15 protein-coding genes and 2 pseudogenes are annotated in these 17,060 nt (G+C 61.9%); 8 read left to right on the top strand and 9 right to left on the bottom strand.

Going from position 1 to position 17,060, the window contains the following annotated elements:
- Window positions 1–357: 357 nt before the first annotated feature.
- The 7 genes and pseudogenes from QTH97_RS29985 to QTH97_RS29955 form a co-directional block, all read right to left on the bottom strand.
- Entirely contained in the window at window positions 358–516 is a 159-nt protein-coding gene (locus QTH97_RS29985) for a tripartite tricarboxylate transporter substrate-binding protein (protein WP_286572226.1), read from the bottom strand.
- A gap of 86 nt (window positions 517–602) precedes the next feature.
- Window positions 603–938: pseudogene (locus QTH97_RS29980) on the bottom strand (hypothetical protein); the annotation flags it as partial.
- Between the two features lie 94 nt (window positions 939–1,032).
- Window positions 1,033–1,992, bottom strand: coding sequence for a Bug family tripartite tricarboxylate transporter substrate binding protein (locus QTH97_RS29975; RefSeq protein ID WP_286572225.1), 960 nt, complete (start codon window positions 1,990–1,992; stop codon window positions 1,033–1,035).
- Between the two features lie 51 nt (window positions 1,993–2,043).
- Window positions 2,044–3,009 (bottom strand): Bug family tripartite tricarboxylate transporter substrate binding protein, encoded by a 966-nt coding sequence (locus tag QTH97_RS29970; protein WP_444813489.1) that lies wholly within the window; start codon window positions 3,007–3,009, stop codon window positions 2,044–2,046.
- A gap of 164 nt (window positions 3,010–3,173) precedes the next feature.
- Window positions 3,174–3,329: pseudogene (locus QTH97_RS29965) on the bottom strand (ABC transporter substrate-binding protein); the annotation flags it as partial.
- Between the two features lie 542 nt (window positions 3,330–3,871).
- Entirely contained in the window at window positions 3,872–4,510 is a 639-nt protein-coding gene (gene maiA, locus QTH97_RS29960; protein WP_286572224.1) for a maleylacetoacetate isomerase, read from the bottom strand.
- Window positions 4,511–4,730: 220 nt separating this feature from the next.
- A complete protein-coding gene (locus QTH97_RS29955; RefSeq protein WP_286572223.1) occupies window positions 4,731–5,648 on the bottom strand; it encodes a LysR family transcriptional regulator in 918 nt (305 codons plus the stop codon).
- A gap of 128 nt (window positions 5,649–5,776) precedes the next feature.
- Here QTH97_RS29955 and QTH97_RS29950 point away from each other — a divergent pair, with 128 nt between their 5' ends.
- The 8 genes from QTH97_RS29950 (at window position 5,777) to QTH97_RS29915 (ending at window position 13,862) form a co-directional block, all read left to right on the top strand.
- Entirely contained in the window at window positions 5,777–7,042 is a 1,266-nt protein-coding gene (locus tag QTH97_RS29950) for an aromatic ring-hydroxylating dioxygenase subunit alpha (RefSeq protein WP_286572222.1), read from the top strand.
- A gap of 4 nt (window positions 7,043–7,046) precedes the next feature.
- Window positions 7,047–7,517, top strand: a complete 471-nt coding sequence (locus QTH97_RS29945) for an aromatic-ring-hydroxylating dioxygenase subunit beta (RefSeq protein ID WP_286572220.1) — start codon at window positions 7,047–7,049, stop codon at window positions 7,515–7,517.
- Between the two features lie 8 nt (window positions 7,518–7,525).
- The gene (locus QTH97_RS29940; protein ID WP_286572219.1) at window positions 7,526–7,843 is read left to right on the top strand and encodes a non-heme iron oxygenase ferredoxin subunit; all 318 of its coding nucleotides are present in this window, start codon (window positions 7,526–7,528) and stop codon (window positions 7,841–7,843) included.
- 24 nt (window positions 7,844–7,867) lie between these two features.
- Window positions 7,868–9,133, top strand: coding sequence for an NAD(P)/FAD-dependent oxidoreductase (locus QTH97_RS29935; protein WP_286572218.1), 1,266 nt, complete (start codon window positions 7,868–7,870; stop codon window positions 9,131–9,133).
- 48 nt (window positions 9,134–9,181) lie between these two features.
- Entirely contained in the window at window positions 9,182–10,564 is a 1,383-nt protein-coding gene (locus tag QTH97_RS29930) for an MFS transporter (protein WP_286572217.1), read from the top strand.
- Between the two features lie 33 nt (window positions 10,565–10,597).
- Window positions 10,598–11,305 carry a fumarylacetoacetate hydrolase family protein gene (locus QTH97_RS29925; protein ID WP_286572216.1) on the top strand — a complete coding sequence of 236 codons (708 nt, stop codon included), beginning with the start codon at window positions 10,598–10,600 and terminating at the stop codon, window positions 11,303–11,305.
- Window positions 11,306–11,321: 16 nt separating this feature from the next.
- Window positions 11,322–12,446 carry a cupin domain-containing protein gene (locus tag QTH97_RS29920; RefSeq protein WP_286572215.1) on the top strand — a complete coding sequence of 375 codons (1,125 nt, stop codon included), beginning with the start codon at window positions 11,322–11,324 and terminating at the stop codon, window positions 12,444–12,446.
- A 63-nt stretch (window positions 12,447–12,509) separates the two neighbouring features.
- Complete coding sequence (locus tag QTH97_RS29915) at window positions 12,510–13,862, top strand: amidohydrolase (RefSeq protein ID WP_444813491.1); 1,353 nt, start codon at window positions 12,510–12,512, stop codon at window positions 13,860–13,862.
- A 143-nt stretch (window positions 13,863–14,005) separates the two neighbouring features.
- Here QTH97_RS29915 and QTH97_RS29910 read toward each other — a convergent pair whose 3' ends face one another.
- Together QTH97_RS29910 and acs are read right to left on the bottom strand one after the other, a co-directional pair.
- Window positions 14,006–15,007, bottom strand: coding sequence for a Bug family tripartite tricarboxylate transporter substrate binding protein (locus QTH97_RS29910; protein ID WP_444813488.1), 1,002 nt, complete (start codon window positions 15,005–15,007; stop codon window positions 14,006–14,008).
- Window positions 15,008–15,063: 56 nt separating this feature from the next.
- Complete coding sequence (gene acs / locus QTH97_RS29905; RefSeq protein WP_286572214.1) at window positions 15,064–17,043, bottom strand: acetate--CoA ligase; 1,980 nt, start codon at window positions 17,041–17,043, stop codon at window positions 15,064–15,066.
- Window positions 17,044–17,060: the final 17 nt, after the last annotated feature.

Raw genomic sequence — 17,060 nt, 5'->3', positions numbered from 1 at the left:
ATCAAGGCTTTCTGATTGTCGGTGTAGTAGGTTCGCGTTCGGTACTTCATCTGCAACACTCCTTCTGCCTATGCAGTTCTCAGTGTGTTGCATCGACCGGTTGAATCCGCAGGCGCTGACCGGCCGCTCGGTCCGACTCGCAGGATTTCGGATTTAGTTGCGAACGTGGCAGGGCAGTGTTGGCTGCTCTGTGCCCGTTGCAGACATCTGCGTGAGCTTGTTTGACTCGAGCAACCCGGCCAACTCCGGTCGTTGGGCCGCACGAACTAGAAGACTGCTTAAGGCCAGATTGCTGTACTTGAAGTCTCAGCATGGACGCAGCCGGACCTTGACCCGAAGAACGGCGCCGTCTGCGCGCTATTTCTTGACGTCCGCACGATTGATAGCCTTGACGAACTCGCCATGAAGCTTGACGACGATCGCAGGCGGCGTTCCCTTGGGCGCGATGTACCCCGTCCAGTTGGAAACCAGGATCTGCTGGTAGCTTGCGTCGGCGAATTTCGGTACATCCGGCACGGTCGAAAGACGCTTTGTCGAGGTGTCACCGCAGTCGGGCGAAGCTTGCCCGTCTGGATGGAAGGAATCGCGGCGCCCATTTGTTCGAACATCAGATCGACCTGACCCGACAGCAATGCGGTCGAAGCGGGGCCGCCGCCCTTGAACCGCACACCGACCATGTCGATGCCTGCTGCACTCTCGAACAGCTCGGCAGACAAGTGGAGGGCGACGCCAGGCCCGGCGTTAGCAAGCGCGCGGGCCGTGTCTTGGCTGCCGTGACCACTTCCTTTGCGGTCTTGAACGGCTTGTCGGTGGGCGTGGGCAGTACCAAAGGAATCTTTTAGATCAGAACGATGGTCACGAAGCTCTTCGGATCGAAGCTTGGCGGGTGAAGCGGCACTTCCGCATGTGCGGGAGCTATCCGAGGCCGTCGAGCGCATGCCGAAATTTTCCACTCAGCGACAGTGCTTGCGCGAAGCCGATCATTGCACCCGGCTGGGGCTGACTATCGGTGCACCACGGAAGCCCCAAGCTTCAGATCATTCCAGCCTTGGTCATGGTCGCGCGCAAGCTCGCAAATTCGTCTTCAACAAACTTACCGAACTCGTCGGCCGTCAGCAACGCGGGTGTCCAGCCGTTTTGCTCCACGGCCTGCTGCCAGGCGCGTGTCTTTGTCGCCTTGACGATGCCCTCGATGAGCGCCTTGCGTTGATCGGGTGTGATGTCAGGTGCGCCGTGCACGCCACGCCAGTTCCCGATGACGACGTTCAGGCCTTGCTCTTTCAGCGTCGGCGCGTCGATGCCCTTGAGGCGGGCTTCGGAAGTCACCGCAATGGCTCGCATCTTTCCCGCCTTGATGTATTCGCCGAACTCGGTATAGCCGCTGCCGCCCACGGTGACGTTGCCACCGAGGATCGAGGAAACCGCTTCGCCGCCGCCGCGGAAGGCCACGTAGTTGACCTTGGCAGGGTCGACTCCCGCCTCCCGCGCGATCATCACCGCGGCGATGTGCTCGGTCGTACCGCGGGAGCCGCCACCCCACTTCACGCTGCCGGGGTCCTTCTTCATCTGCTCGACCACATCCTTCATCGTCTTGAACGGTGAGGTGGTTGGCAGCACGAAGACCTGGTATTCGCTCATGAGCCGGACCAGCGGCGTGGCGGTTTGCAACAGAGATGCCTGCTTGCTGGCAATGATGCCGCCCACCATGGTCGCACCCGTCATGATGATCGCGTTCGGATCGCGCTTGCTGCTGTTGACGAATTGCGCCAGACCGATGGTGCCGGAAGCGCCGCCCTTGTTCTCGTAACTCACCGACGCAGCGAACCCTGCTTCCTGCATGGCCTTGCCGAGTGCGCGCCCGGTGGCATCCCACCCACCTCCGGGGTTGGCCGGGATCATCGTCTTGATGTCGACTGCTGCCCAGGCTGGAAATGGAAGCGCGCCAGTCGCCGATAACGCTGCGAGGGCTTTCAGAAATGTGATGCGACGCATGTTGATTCCTTGAGTTGATGGGTGCGATGAAAGGGAGCGCTGATCGACTTCTCAGTTTTCGGGGGTGATCTTTGCAGCTTCGACGATGCGCCCGTACTGCACCGACTCGGCCTTGATGAAGGAGCGGAATTGATCGATGGTCATTGGCGCCGGCTCGCCGCCCTGGTCGCTCAGTTTCTTCGCCAGTCCGGGGTCGCGGAGTGCCTGCGTCACGGCAGTGTTGAGCTTCTGTTGCACGTCTGCTGGCGTCTTGGCGGGCGCGAACAAGCCGAACCAGTTGTCCAGGTTGTAGGCTGCCATCGGCTTGTATTCGGCGATCGTCGGTATGTCGGGTGCGAAGCTGGCGCGCTTTGCCGATGTGACGGCCAGAGCCTTCAGGCGCCCGCCCTTGATGAAGGGAGTGGCGCCGGCCATACTGACGAAGCTCAGATCGACATTGCCGCCGGCCACGTCGACCAACTGGCCGGCCGAGCCCTTGTACAGAATGTGATTCATCTGGATGCCCGCCAGCGAATTGAACAATTCGCCGTTCAGATGCTGCGGGTTGCCCACCCCGCTGGTCGCATAAGACAGTTTCCCCGGGTTCTTCTTCGCGTAGGCGATCAGCTCCTCGACGTTCTTGACCGGCAGCGACGGGTTGGCAACCAGGACGTTCGGCACGCGCGTGACCAGCGTGATCGGCGCCAGGTCCTTCTCGGGCGCGTACTGCATGCGGCCCTTGTAGACAAACGGGTTGATCGCTGTTTCACCGGCGGATCCCAGCAGCAGCGTGTAGCCATCGGGTGCGGCCTTGACCACCGCCTGCGCGCCGAGCATGCCGCTGGCGCCCGGCTTGTTGTCGATCACGATCGTCTGCTTGAACGTGGTGCGCAACTGTTCTGCCAGCAGGCGCGCGATGTTGTCGACGCCGCCGCCGGCGGAGAACGGCACCACGATCGTGATCGTCTTGGCCGGGTAATCCTGCGCTGCAGCAATGCCGCCCGCCAGTAAGCTTGCACCCGCGATCAACCCAGACAAGAGCACGCGGCTTGCGCGGAGGGGGGTGGGACGGGATACGGCCGCTTGAAGATGTCGCCGGGCGTGGCCGTCCCTCCAATCACGAGGTCCGGCCGTTGCGGCGACCAGGATGGGCAACGCGTTGCGTCGAATCGTATTCATGTGAGTCTCCGGAAAGTTGTGATTCAAGGAAGGGATGCGGGTGCGACCGACGCACCCTCGATGCCGTGGCGCGCCAGGGCAGCAGCGACAAAGCCGCTCGCCTTCGTTTCCTCGACGTAGGCCCGCAGGAAATCGGCGGCCGCCTCGCCGCGGCTGCGCGGGGTGCCCATGGCTTGCTGGACGGCATTTGTCTCTTCGTTGGTTGCAGTCGGTATGACTCAGACGACTCTTCGGCCGATTGAAACCAATGCTAAGGACGCAGCGCTGCTTTGAAAATTGAACGTTTGCCAAGCGTGCGTTCGCCGAAAGAGAACGCTTCTGCTTCTCTAAGTATTCAAGCGCGCTGCCGGAAAGTGACCCGGTCTTGAATGCACACTCGAGGTCGTCAGCGACGTGGCAACTGCGGTGTTGCCAGATTTTCCGTGCTACGCGGTGCGCACAAAAAAATCCTCGACCTGTGCGAAACCAGCGAGTAAAGGCGCGCAGTCTACATACCGAGACGGTTGGCGGCTGCGAAAGGGAGGCATGAGGGCCACAGGAGCTGCAAGAGCCAGGAAGTGTCAAGGCGAGAGCCATGTTGGGCTTCAGCTGGGGGGCAGTTTGTCGTGTCGCCTGAGATTGATCGAACGCAGGCGATCCCGTCGGCCAGCCGTCGAAGGCTGCGGCGTCGAGGATGTTAGAACTCAAAGCACGGATCCGCGCGAGCGGCGGTCGGCCTGGGTCACGACGCGTCAGGCTGCGCCACTGGTGCAGCACGCTGAAAGGCGTCAAGCTTCCCGCACGCTTCGTCGATGGCGAGCAGACGTGGCCACTGCGCCAGATCCACCTTGAAGCGCCGCGCGCTTTCAATCTGGGGGATGAGATAGGCGTCGGCGAGCGTCGGTGCATCGCCGAAGGAGAAGCCGTGGTCCGAGCCGCGGGCAGACAGCAACGCTTCGAACGCGCTGAAGCCACTGCTGATCCATGTGCTGCACCATTCGTCGATCGCCGCCTGATCAGCCTTGAAGCGATGCCGCAGCGCCTCCAGGATCCGCCGGTTGTTGACCGGATGCACGTCGCATCCAATGATCGCGGCCAGCGCACACGCGTGCGCGCGGTCGATAGGATCTTGCGGCAGCAGCGGCGCCTGCGGGTAGCGCTCCTCAAGCCATTCGATGATGGCGGGCGTTTGAGTCATCGTCACAGCATCGATGTCCAACGCCGGGACGAGTTGCTGGGGATTGATGGACCGATATTCGTCGCGGAGGTGCTCTTCCCGCCGCAGATCGACCGCGACTTGCTCGTAGGTCAGGCCCTTGAGGTTAAGGGCTATGCGAAGCCTGTGGGAGGTACCGCTTCGGAAGAAGCTGTAGAGCTTCATTTGGTGACGTCGTAAGGGATGTTGGGTCTGTGGTCCTAAGCCCACGCGAAGAGATGCTCTTCAAGCGCGACGGGTCGATCCACCGACGCGCGCTGTCAGGTAGCGCAACGACCGATCATTGCACCGCGCAACAGGTAGATCAATCGCATGCGCTGAATACGGCGAATGGATTTCGGCAATGTTCAGGCAGCTCGCAAAGGATGAAGGCGGTGGCGAGCGGCTACTGCTTGTCGGCAATCTCTCCGTGCAACTGAGTGACCAGGGAGCGCAGCCAGACATTCGCAGGATCCTTGTTGTACCGCTCGTGCCAAAAAAGGTTGATCACGATCTCGGGCAACTTGGCGGGGTGGTGAACGTATGACAACCCGAAGGGCTTTACCAACGCTTGTGCGAGGCGCTCAGGTACGGTGGCGACCAGATCGGAATTATGCAGGATATGGCCCACCGCGACGTAGTGCGGCACCGTCAAAACGACCTTGCGAGCAACCTTGTGGCGTCGGAGAAGTTCATCCGCCTGACCATGACCGGTCCCCTCCGAAATCACGACGACGTGCTCGGCCGCCGAGAAGTCGCTCAAGGAAATCCTGGGCTTGTCGAGCGGGTGGCCGAGCCGGAACATGCAGACATATCGCTGCTTGAATAGCCGCCGCTGGAAGTACCCCGCCTTCAATTGCGGCAACAGGCCCATCGCCAGGTTGACGTGGCCTGCTTCCATCTCATCTTGCAGATTGACCGAGGTGTTGCGTACTGTGCTCAGCGAGACGCCTGGCGCCACGCGCGCAAGTTCCTTCATCAGCTTAGGCAGGAAGTAGATCTCGCCGATGTCCGTCATGCCCACGGTAAATGCGCGCGCCGACGTTGCCGGGTCAAACGTGGCGCGCCGGTTGATGGCCGCATGGATGACCTGAAGAGCGCGGCCCGTCGGCTCTGCGAGTTGTTCGGCGAATGGCGTCGGCTCCATCCCCTTTGGCGTTCGCAAGAACAGGGGGTCGTCAGTGAGCTTGCGAAGTCGCGCCAGGGCATTGCTGACCCCGGGCTGGGAAAGACCAAGATTGGTCGCCGTTTTCGAGACGCTCCGGTCGATCAGCAACTGCTGGAACACGACCAGCAGGTTGAGGTCGATTTCATTGAGTTCCATCGCTTCCTCACATTCGCCAAATCAATTCGATCTATTGCCCACATTCTATTGAGCGATTGAGCCATGGCGAGGATCATTCGTTCACCCCACAACACCGGTCGTGAGACAACACGACACAGGAGACAAACATGGATGACGCAACAGCGGTCTTTCCCCAGCAAATCCACTGGGCAGACCAGGGTACGAGCCGCATACCCTTCATGGCCTACACCGAGGCCGACCAGCATCGTCGCGAACTCGAGCGCCTGTTTTACAAAGGCCACTGGTGCTATGTGGGTCTTGAAGCCGAGATTCCGGAAGCCGGCGACTTCAAGCGAACGGTGGTCGGTGAACGCTCAGTCATCATGATCCGCGACGCCGAAGGCGGAATCAACGTGGTCGAAAACGTATGTGCCCATCGTGGCATGCAGTTCTGCCGTGAGCGCCATGGCAACAAGAAGGCGGAAGGGTTCACTTGCCCCTATCACCAGTGGAACTACACGCTCGGCGGTGACCTGCAGGGTGTGCCGTTTCGTCGCGGTGTCAAGCAGGACGGCAAGGTCAACGGCGGCATGCCGGCGGACTTCAAGCCCGCCGACCACGGCCTCAACAAGCTCAAGGTCGCAGTTCGCGGCGGCGTCGTCTTTGCGTCTTTCGATCCCGACGTCGAATCGCTGGAAGAATTCATGGGCCCGACTATCCTGGGCTATTTCGATCGCCTCTTCAACGGCCGCAAGCTGAAGATCCTCGGCTACAACCGCCAGCGCATCCCAGGCAACTGGAAGCTGATGCAGGAGAACATCAAGGATCCCTACCATCCCGGTCTGCTGCACACCTGGTTCGTCACTTTCGGACTCTGGCGCGCCGACAACAAGTCGCAGTTGAAGATGGACGATCACCATCGACACGCCGCGATGGTCTCGACACGCGGCACCAGCGGCAAGGCCGACCAGGTCACGCAGGTCTCGAGCTTCAAGGAAAGCATGCAGCTTAACGACGATCGCTTCCTGGACATCGTGCCGGAGCCCTGGTGGGGCGGCCCGACGGCGGTGATGATGACCCTGTTCCCGAGCGTGATCTTCCAGCAGCAGGTCAACAGCGTCTCGACACGGCACATCCAGCCGAGCGGCCCGGGAGCCTTCGATTTCGTGTGGACGCACTTTGGCTTCGAAGATGACGACGAAGCCATGACGCAGCGTCGCCTGCGCCAGGCCAACCTCTTCGGGCCCGCCGGCTTCGTGTCCGCGGACGACGGCGAAGTGATCGAGCTCTCACAAAAGGGTTTCGAGCAAAAGCCCTTCCATCGCACGCTGGCCGAACTCGGCGGCCGCGAGGTCGCCGACACCGATCACATGGTGACCGAGACCCTGATACGCGGCATGTACGAATACTGGCGCAAGGTCATGGAGGCTTGAGATCATGAACTTCCAGGACCACTTCGAACTGAGCCAGCTTTACGCCAACTATGCCAGCGCCATCAGCGCCGGCGATTGGGATGCATGGCCAGAGTTCTTCACTGAAGACTGCAGCTACCGCTTGCAACCCCGCGAGAATTTCGAGCGCGGCTTTCCACTGGCCACGCTCTCGTTCGAAAGCAAGGGCATGCTCAAGGACCGCGTCTACGGCATTCGCGAAACCCTGTTCCACGACCCGTACTACCAGCGCCACGTGGTGGGTGCGCCGGTCGTCAAGAAAGCCGAGGCCGATCGCTTCGAATGCGAAGCCAACTACGCGGTGTTTCGCACCAAGCTCTCGGAGCTGTCGTCGGTATTTAACGTCGGCCGCTATATCGATGTCGTCGTGCGTACCGAAGCGGGGCTCAAGTTCTCTTCGCGCCAAGTCATCTACGACAGCGAAATGATCCCCAACTCCATCATCTACCCGATCTGAGGCGCACCATGACCGTACTGACCTGGACCGACGCAACGACCGTCGACGAAGTGCCTGCCGACGACGTCATCGGCATGATCGTGGCAGGGAAGGATCTTGCCTTGTACAGCGTCGAGGGTGAGATCTTCGCCACCGACAACATCTGCACGCATGGGCACGCGCGCCTGTGCGAGGGCTTCCTCGAAGGCCATGAAATCGAATGCCCGCTGCACCAGGGCAAGTTCGATGTCCGCAACGGCAAGCCCACTTGTGCCCCGGTGACCGAGGCGATCCGGTCCTACCCCGTGAAGATCGAAGGCGGCCGCGTCTGGCTCGCCCTCGACTGACGCACCGCTCCCAAGGAGAACCCCATGACTGCTGAGCGACATGAGGTCGCGGCCGCCGCATGCGCGGACGCCAGCGCAATCCAGAACATCGTGATCATCGGCGCAGGCCAGGCCGGCGGCTGGGCGGCCCAGACACTACGCGCCGAGGGATTCACCGGCCGGCTGGTGCTGATCGGTGACGAACCGCATCCGCCACACGAACGACCACCGCTGTCCAAGGCCGTTTTGTCGGGCGCGGCACTGCCCGAAACCACCCGCTTGATGAAACCAGAAGTCTTCGAAGCCCTGGGGCTGGACTGGCGGCCCGGTGCGCGGGTGCACCGCATCGATCGCGCCACCAAGCAGGTGTTGCTGGCCGATGGCGAGGGCGTCGCGTACGACAAGTTGATTCTTTGCACCGGAGGTCGTGCCCGCCGGCTCATGCTGCCTGGCTCCGACCAGGTGCCGTTGCACACCTTGCGCACCATCGAGGATGCGCAGGTGCTGGCAGCGGCGCTGGGCACCGGGCGCAGCGTGGTGGTGGTGGGCGGCGGCTGGATCGGCCTGGAGGTGGCCGCCACGGCGCGCCAGCAGGGCGCCGAGGTGGTCGTCGTCGAGACCCAGAGCCGGCTGTGCGAACGGACCGTGCCGGCCGAGATTTCCGAACACCTGCTGGCGTTGCACCGCGCGCAAGGTACACGCGTGCTGCTGGGCGCTGGTGTCAGCGGCTTAGCGCGGGCCGCGGATGGCCGCTCGGAAGTTCTGCTCGCCGACGGCAGCGCGTTGCTTTGCGACACGATCGTGCTGGGCATCGGCCTAGTGCCCAACGACGAACTGGCGCGCGAGGCCGGTCTGGAATGCGAGGGCGGTGTGCTCGTCGATGGCCGTTGCCACACATCCGACCCCGACATCCTGGCTGCGGGCGACGTTGCCGTGGCACCCAACACCTGGGCCGGACGGCGGCTGCGGCTTGAGTCATGGCAAAACGCGCAGGAGCAAGGGATTGCCGCCGCGCGCTCAGCCCTCGGCCACACAGTCGACTACCAGCCGCTGCCCTGGTTCTGGTCCGACCAGTACGGCATGAATCTGCAGATCTACGGCATGCCGGCCGCCGCGCACCGCGTGGTGCGGCGTGTCGACGAGGCGAGCGGCAATTTCGTGCTGTTCTACCTGGCAGGCGACGTGGTGCAGGCTGCCATCGGGCACAACGCGGCGCGCGACCTGCGCTTTGCGCGCCGACTGATCGAACAGCGCAAACCCGTGGATGTCGAGCGGCTCGCCGATCTGGCCACGCCGATGTCCAAGCAGTGACCAAGCGCTGAAAACTGTCCCCCTTCAAGATCCAACGAGACAAATACCATGCGCCAAATCGATGTCCATCAACTCGCGGACGATGCCCGCTTCAATCGCTTCCACGGCCTCGTGCTGTTCTGGTGCGCCCTGATCATCATCTTCGATGGCTACGACCTCGCGGTCGTCGGCATCGCGTTGCCAGCCATCATGAAAGACCTGGGCGTGGACCCCACGCAAGCGGGGTTCATGGTGAGCTCAGCCCTGTTCGGCATGGCGTTCGGCGCCATCTTCCTGGGCACCCTGGCGGACCGCATCGGCCGGCGCTGGTCCATCGTCCTGTGCATCACCTTGTTCAGCGTGTTCACGGCAGCCGCCGCGCTCGCACGGGATCCACTGCTGTTTGCCGCCTCCCGCTTCGTGGCCGGCCTGGGCATCGGAGGCGTCATGCCCAACGTGGTTGCCCACATGACCGAGTACGCGCCCAAGAAGGTGCGCGCCACGCTGGTCACCTTGATGTTCAGCGGTTACGCGGTTGGCGGCATTCTGGCGGCTTTGCTGGGCAAGGGGCTGATCGAGAGCTATGGCTGGCAGTCGGTGTTCTTTGCGGCTGCCGCGCCCGTGCTGCTGATTCCCTTCATCTTGCGGTCATTGCCGGAATCCATGCCTTTCCTTCTGGCCAAGGGACGTCACGAGGAACTCAAGCGCATCGCGGCGCGGATCGAGCCGAGCTACCGACCGCAAGTCAGCGACGAACTCACCGTGCCTGCACGGGACAAGGCGCACGGCGCCCCTACACGGCAATTGTTCGCAGAGGGCCGTGGATTCAGCACCCTCATGTTCTGGACAGCGTTCTTCACATGCCTGTTCATGGTCTACGCACTCAGCTCGTGGCTAACCAGGCTGATGGCCGCCGCCGGCTACAGCCTGGGCTCTGCGTTGACATTCGTGCTGGTGCTCAATGCCGGGGCCATCGTTGGCGCGGTCGGCGGCGGCTGGCTGGCCGACCGGTTCCACATCAAGGCCGTGCTGGCGTTCATGTACGCCCTGGCTGCCGTGTCGATCAGCCTTCTGGGCTTTGCCATGCCGCAGGAACTCCTGTTCATCGTGGTGGCGCTGGCAGGTGCCTCGACCATCGGCACGCAGATCGTGGCCAACGCCTACACCGGGCAGTTCTATCCGATGGCGATCCGCTCCACCGGCTTGGGCTTTGCATTGGGCATCGGTCGCGGCGGCGCGATCCTGGCGCCCATCGTGATCGGCGTGTTGGTCAGCCTGAAGCTGCCGCTGCAGCAGAACTTCTTCGCCATCGCAATTCCGGGCGCCATCGGCATGCTGGCCGTGCTGCTGATCGACCACCGAAAGTCTGCATCGGTGCAGCACGCGACGAGGCTGGCCTTGGCCTCGGAAGCGACCGCGTCGGCCGCACGCAATGCACACACCCACGCCTGATCCCCAACCTGCATCAACCACAAAGAAGACCCCATGACCGATACCACCTATCTCTGGACTCCTCCTGCCGTCAAGTCGCTGCCTGTGCGCGGCAAGACTGAGCGCCTGCCCATCAACCGCCTGTTCTTCGTCGGGCGCAACTACCACGCGCATGCCGTCGAGATGGGCAAGCCTGTCGACAAGAGCGTTGAGCGCCCCTTCTACTTCACCAAGGCGCCGCAGACGCTGGTCGAGTCGGGCGCGACCGTGGCCTATCCGCCAGAGACGAAGAACTATCACCATGAGATGGAACTCGTGCTGGTCATCGGCGCACCTGGATTTCGCGTGTCTCAGGAAGACGCGCACAAACTCGTCTACGGCTACGCGTGCGGCCTGGACATGACGCGTCGCGACCTGCAACTCGTGGCGCGCGACAAGGGCCGCCCCTGGGATCTGGGCAAGGACGTCGAGGAGTCCTCGGTCGTCTCGGAGGTCGTGCGTATGGAGGGCACGGTGCTTGAGAAGGGCGCTCTCGTGATGACAGTGAACGGCCAGCCGCGCCAGAAGTCCGACCTCGACAAGCTCATCTGGAACATCCGCGAAATCATTGCGGACCTGTCACTTTTCTATCATTTGCAGCCGGGCGACCTGATCTTTACCGGCACGCCAGAAGGAGTGGGTCCGCTGCAACCGGGTGACCGCATCGAAGGCAGCGTCGCGGGCGTGGGCGAGATCACGCTCAACATCGGCCCGGCCGAATAGGCGAAGGAGTACACCAATGACCGTCGAAGCCATGCCGTCCCCCGTGCGCCTGAAGGCGGTTGCCGCCAAGGGCCAGCCCGATCCCAGTCCTGCGCTGGAACAGCTCTACCGTGGTTTCGAGAGCGAGCTGCTCGTCCCGCTCTGGACCGAGATCGGCGACCTGATGCCGCAGAACCCGCGCAGCAAGGCCATGCCGCACCTCTGGCGTTGGGATCGGCTGGTGGAACTGGCCAGCGAAGCGGGCCGCATCGTGCCCGTAGGCCGGGGCGGTGAGCGGCGAGCCATCGCGCTCGCCAATCCAGGCCTGGGCGGACGGCCTTTCGCCACGCCCACGCTGTGGGCTGCCATCCAGTACCTGATGCCCGACGAGAACGCACCGGAGCATCGGCACACCCAACACGCCTTTCGCTTCGTGGTCGAGGGAGAGGGCGTTTGGACCGTCGTCAATGGCGATCCGGTGCGGATGTCGCGTGGTGACTTCCTGCCGCAGGCCGGCTGGAACTGGCACGCCCATCACAACGCCGCCAGCGCGCCGATGGCCTGGATCGACGGACTGGACATCCCCTTCTCGTACTACACGGAATCACAGTTCTTCGAGTTCGGGCGCGAGCGAATCGGCACTGTCGAGATGACCACGCCCGAGTATTCCCGCTCCGAGCGTCTGTGGGGGCATCCCGGCTTGCGTCCGCTCTCACAGCCGGATGCTCCTTCTGCCACACCGTTGCTGGCCTATCGATGGGTCGATACCGATCGCGCGCTGGCCGACCAGTTGGCACTGGAAGAGGAAGGCCATGCGGCGACGCTGAGCCCGGGACATGCGGCCGTCCGTTTCACGAACCCCAGCAACGGGCGCGACGTCTTGCCGACCATCCGCACCGAGATGCACCGAATCAAACGCGGCGCCAGCACGTTGACGCAGCGCGAAGTAGGTTCATCGGTGTACCAGGTCTTCGATGGCACTGGCAGCGTGACCGTGGGCGACAAGCAATGGGCAGTACAGCGCGGCGACATGTTCGTCGTTCCCTCATGGGCGCCATTTGGTGTAAAGGCCTCCGACGCGTCGAACCTCGATCTCTTTCGTTTCGGCGACGCACCGATCTTCGAAGCCCTTCACGCCTATCGCGTGCAAACCGATAGGTGAACAAGCGCCAATTTCCGCACAACCCAATCCTCTCGTAGTCAGCAAGGAATCAAGATCATGAACATGAAGAAGCAGGCTCATCGCGGGTGTCTCGATCAGCTATTTCGGCGCATTGTTGCCACGGCCGCATTCTCCGCCATGCCGTTCATAGCGGCAGCGCAGCCGAGCGACATCGCCGCTCGGCTGGGTCCTGACATCGACAGGCAAATCGCGGCCAGCTATGCGGAGTTTGATAGCCTCTACAAGGACATCCATGCCCATCCAGAACTCGCCCTCGAGGAGGTGAACACCGCAAAGAAGCTGGCGACGGCGATGCGTGCGCTTGGGTTTGACGTGACTGAAGGTGTCGCGAAAACCGGTGTCGTCGCGATGATGCGCAATGGTCCCGGACCGACCGTCATGGTGCGCACGGAGCTCGACGCGCTTCCCATGGAGGAAAAAACCGGTTTGCCTTACGCAAGTCGGGTCAAGACTATCTACGCTGGAAAGGAATCATTCGTCGCTCACTCTTGCGGCCACGACATTCACATGGCTGCGTGGATCGGCACCGCAAAGACGCTTGTCGCCATGAAGGATCGATGGCATGGGACGCTGATGTTCATTGCGCAGCCCGCAGAAGAAACGCTCAGCGGTGCGAAGCCGATGCTGGCCGAAGGGCTCTTCGCGCGCTTTGGCAAGCCGGACGTCGCCTTTGCGTTGCACACCTGGCCAATGGCCTATGGCGAGGTTGGCCTGAACTCGGGTCCGATACTCTCCGGAGGCGAGATTTTCGAAGCACGATTCCTTGGCCGGGGCGCTCATGGTTCCGCCCCCGACAAATCCATCGACCCCGTGTTGATCGCGTCTCGCTTCGTCGTGGATGTTCAGGGTGTCATAAGCAGAGAGAAGGATCCGTTCCAATTCGGTGTGTTTTCCATCGGTGCGATTCAGGGCGGAACCGCCCCCAACATCATCCCCGATTCGGTCGAGCTCCGCGGCACCATTCGAACCCTTGACAAGACGGTGCGAACCAAACTGCATGATGGTATCCGGCGGACCGCGAAGGCAACGGCGTTGATGGCGGGCGCTCCCGAACCGGAGGTCAAGATCATTCCCGGCGTGGATTCGGTGGTCAATGACGTTGCCGTGGTGGATCGCACCGAGACTATCTTCAAAAGCGCGTTCGGTTCGGCAAAGGTCAAGCGCATGCCGCCGGCGACCCCCTCCGACGACTTCGCAGAGTTCGTGAGCGCCGGAGTGCCATCGATGTTCTTCTTCATTGGCGTGTTGGACCCGAAGGACGTCGAGGCCTCCCGCCAGCCAGGAGGTAAGCCGCTTCCCAGCAATCACTCGCCGTTTTTTGCGCCAGTTCCCGAGCCATCGATCAAGACAGGCATCAAGGCCATGAGCTTGGCGGTGATGGGGACGATGCAATAGAGCTCACCGTACTCATTCGCCCGACAGACCAATCCCGTTCACACAAGAGCAATGCTCATGGAGCTGTGCAACTTCTTTGCGCATCGCAGTGAAACGTTCAACGCGATCCTGTTTGGCGGGCAACTGAACTGACTTGAAGCTCTTCACTCGATCTTGATGTCCCGTTCCTTTACAAGCTTCGACCACTTCGCGCTTTCGCTTTCGATGAACGTCGCGAATTCCTGTGGGGATCCTCCGCCGAGTTCATTGCTCTGCGACAGGATCCGCTCCTTGACGTCGGCGTGACCGATCGCCTTGACGAACGCGGCATGCAGCTTCGCGACGATGACGGGAGGCGTTCCCTTCGGAGCGACGTAGCCCATCCAGTTCGAAACCTGCACCTGCGGGTAGCCTGCCTCCGCAAATGTGGGGACGTCTGGCATGCTCGAAAGCCTCTTTGCTGAAGTCACGGCCAGGGGGCGAATCTTTCCTGCCTGGATAGAGGGAAGTGCAGCGCCAGTCTGCTCGAACATGAGATCGACCTGACCCGAAAGCAACGCCGTCGCGGCAGGGCCGCCGCCCTTGAAGGGGACGCCGAGCATGTCGATGCCAGCGGCGCTTTCAAAAAGCTCGGCCGACAGGTGGTGTGCGCCACCCGGGCCAGCGTTGGCTATATTGAGGGCGCCCGGCTTGGCCTTGGCGGCCGTGACCACATCCTTGACAGACTTGAATGGTCTGTCCACTGGCGTCGTTAGCACGAGCGGGCTCTTCTCGAGTAGCACGATCGGCACGAAAGCCTTCGGGTCGAAGTTCACTTTCGGATAGATCGAGGGATTCACCGCCAGTGGGCCAAAGCTGCCCATCCCGATCGTGTAGCCGTCGGGCGCGGCGCGCGCCGCCATCTCGGTTCCAATGTTTCCGCTTGCGCCCGGTCTGTTGTCGATGATGACCGGCTTGCCCAGAATCGAGCTGAGCTGGAGCGCGACCAGGCGAGTTTTCACGTCCGTGTTTCCGCCCGCTGCAAAGGGCACGATGATCGTGATTGCTTTCGTAGGGTAGTCGTTGGCCGTGCCCTGTGCTTGCGCCGGCAGGTGCAGTGAGGTTGCGAATGCGATCGCGGATGCCATCGCGGCGCAGGTAGAGATCTTGTGGAAGCGTGTATGCATGATGGGTCTTTGTTGAAGATGAAAAAGTGGGACGGGCCAATGCGACGGCTCGGTGCTCAGTTCGTTCGTGTGAGTTGTTCAATAACGGCGGGGTTCTCAAGCGTCGATATGTCTTGCGTAATCTCCTCACCGCGTGCGATCGAGCGGAGGAGGCGCCGCATGATCTTTCCGCTGCGCGTCTTGGGCAGGTTGTCGCCAAAGCGGATGTCTTTGGGCTTTGCGATCGGCCCGATTTCCTTGCCGACCCAATTTCGAAGGACTGCGGCGAGCCGCTTGGCCTCCTCCCCTTCAGGTCGCGGCCCCTTCAACACGACGAACGCACACACCGCCTCACCGCTGGTTTCATCGGGTCGTCCGACAACGGCCGCCTCCGCGACGTGATCCGTGCACGACACCAGTGCGGACTCGATCTCCATGGTGCCCATTCGATGGCCGCTCACGTTCAACACATCATCGATGCGCCCGCCAATAGTGAAGTAGCCGGTTTGCGCATCGCGACCGGCGCCGTCGCCCGCCAGGTAGTAGCCGCGCAGTTCGGGTGGGTAGTAGCTGGATCGATAGCGCTCTTCGTCATGCCAGACATTGCGAATCATGCTCGGCCACGGCTTCTTGATGACCAGGATGCCGCTCTGGCCATTTGGCACGTCCTCGCCCGTCTCGTCGACGATGGCCGCCATGATTCCTGGAAAAGGCAGCGTGCATGACCCAGGCACCAAAGCAGTCGCGCCAGGCAAGGGCGTGATCATGTGGCCACCCGTCTCCGTTTGCCACCAAGTGTCGACAATGGGACAACGACCGCCTCCCACTTGCTCGTGATACCACTCCCACGCAGCTGGATTGATGGGTTCGCCGACTGAGCCAAGAATTCGCAGACTGCTCAGATCGAACTCTCTTGGGTGCGATGCCGAGATGCCATCGGAAGCCTTGATGAGCGATCGAATTGCCGTCGGCGCCGTGTAGAAAATGGTCACCTGGTGCCTTTCGATCATCTGCCAGAACCGACCCGCGTCCGGGAAGATCGGGATGCCTTCGAATACGACCTGCGTTGCGCCAATCGCCAAGGGCCCGTAGGCAATGTAGGTGTGGCCCGTTACCCAGCCGATGTCTGCGGTGCACCAGAACACATCGTCGGGTTTGAGGTCGAAGGTCCACTTGGTTGTCAGGGCAGCGTGCAACAGATAGCCACCGCTGCTGTGCTGCACACCCTTCGGCTTTCCGGTCGAGCCGGAGGTGTACAGAAGGAAGAGTGGATGTTCCGCAGGAACCCATTCCGGTTCGCAGGCTGATGGTTGACTGCCAGCAAGTTCCTGCATCCAAAGGTCACGCCCTGGCACCATCGCAATGTCGGCGCCAGTTCGCCTTGTGACGACGACTTGCCGAACGCTGTCGCACCCTCCGAGTGCCAATGCCTCGTCGACAATTGCCTTCAAGGGCAGACTCTTCCCGCCGCGCACTTGTTGGTCCGCGGTCAACACCAGAACGGCGCCGGTGTCTGCGATGCGGTCGCGCAGGGACTGGGCAGAGAACCCACCAAAAACCACTGAATGGGTCGCGCCGATCCGCGCGCATGCCTGCATGGCGACAACACCGTCGATGGACATCGACATGTAGATGACGACACGATCACCTTTGCTCACACCGAGCGAGCGCAGCACATTTGAAGCTCTGCAAACGCGCTCGAGAAGCTGTGAATAGGTGACGGTGGTCACCTCGCCTCCGTCTGCCTCGAAGATGATCGCTGTCTTGTCGCCCGAACCTGCTTCAACTTGACGGTCCAGACAGTTGTACGAGACGTTCAGCGTGCCGTCTTCGAACCATTTGAAGAAGGGAGCCTCGCTTGTATCGAGCGTCTTGGTCAACGGCGTCTTCCACGCTACAAACTCTCGCGCAAGTCGCGCCCAGTACCCTTCGTAATCGGCTTCCGCCTCGGCGACAAGCGCTGCATATGCTTCGGGACCCGATACGTGCGCCGTTCGCGTCAGCTCCGCGTTCGGCGCGTAGTGCGTAGCACCTGCGGCTGGGAGAGTAGTCGACATCCAAGGCTCCTTAGTTC

The sequence above is a fragment of the Variovorax gracilis genome (assembly GCF_030317115.1).
GTDB classification, from domain to species: Bacteria; Pseudomonadota; Gammaproteobacteria; order Burkholderiales; family Burkholderiaceae_C; genus Variovorax; species Variovorax gracilis.
Note: the sequence above shows the minus strand (reverse complement) of the source record. Positions and strands in the feature narration are given on the sequence as shown.

Bases quoted from the DNA above. Each gene is read 5' to 3' on its own strand.
- QTH97_RS29975 (WP_286572225.1), bottom strand. From the start codon at position 1,992: ATGCGTCGCATCACATTTCTGAAAGCCCTCGCAGCGTTATCGGCGACT.
- maiA (WP_286572224.1), bottom strand. From the start codon at position 4,510: ATGAAGCTCTACAGCTTCTTCCGAAGCGGTACCTCCCACAGGCTTCGC.
- QTH97_RS29955 (WP_286572223.1), bottom strand. From the start codon at position 5,648: ATGGAACTCAATGAAATCGACCTCAACCTGCTGGTCGTGTTCCAGCAG.
- QTH97_RS29950 (WP_286572222.1), top strand. From the start codon at position 5,777: ATGGATGACGCAACAGCGGTCTTTCCCCAGCAAATCCACTGGGCAGAC.
- QTH97_RS29945 (WP_286572220.1), top strand. From the start codon at position 7,047: ATGAACTTCCAGGACCACTTCGAACTGAGCCAGCTTTACGCCAACTAT.
- QTH97_RS29940 (WP_286572219.1), top strand. From the start codon at position 7,526: ATGACCGTACTGACCTGGACCGACGCAACGACCGTCGACGAAGTGCCT.
- QTH97_RS29935 (WP_286572218.1), top strand. From the start codon at position 7,868: ATGACTGCTGAGCGACATGAGGTCGCGGCCGCCGCATGCGCGGACGCC.
- QTH97_RS29930 (WP_286572217.1), top strand. From the start codon at position 9,182: ATGCGCCAAATCGATGTCCATCAACTCGCGGACGATGCCCGCTTCAAT.
- QTH97_RS29925 (WP_286572216.1), top strand. From the start codon at position 10,598: ATGACCGATACCACCTATCTCTGGACTCCTCCTGCCGTCAAGTCGCTG.
- QTH97_RS29920 (WP_286572215.1), top strand. From the start codon at position 11,322: ATGACCGTCGAAGCCATGCCGTCCCCCGTGCGCCTGAAGGCGGTTGCC.
- QTH97_RS29915 (WP_444813491.1), top strand. From the start codon at position 12,510: ATGAAGAAGCAGGCTCATCGCGGGTGTCTCGATCAGCTATTTCGGCGC.
- QTH97_RS29910 (WP_444813488.1), bottom strand. From the start codon at position 15,007: ATGCATACACGCTTCCACAAGATCTCTACCTGCGCCGCGATGGCATCC.
- acs (WP_286572214.1), bottom strand. From the start codon at position 17,043: ATGTCGACTACTCTCCCAGCCGCAGGTGCTACGCACTACGCGCCGAAC.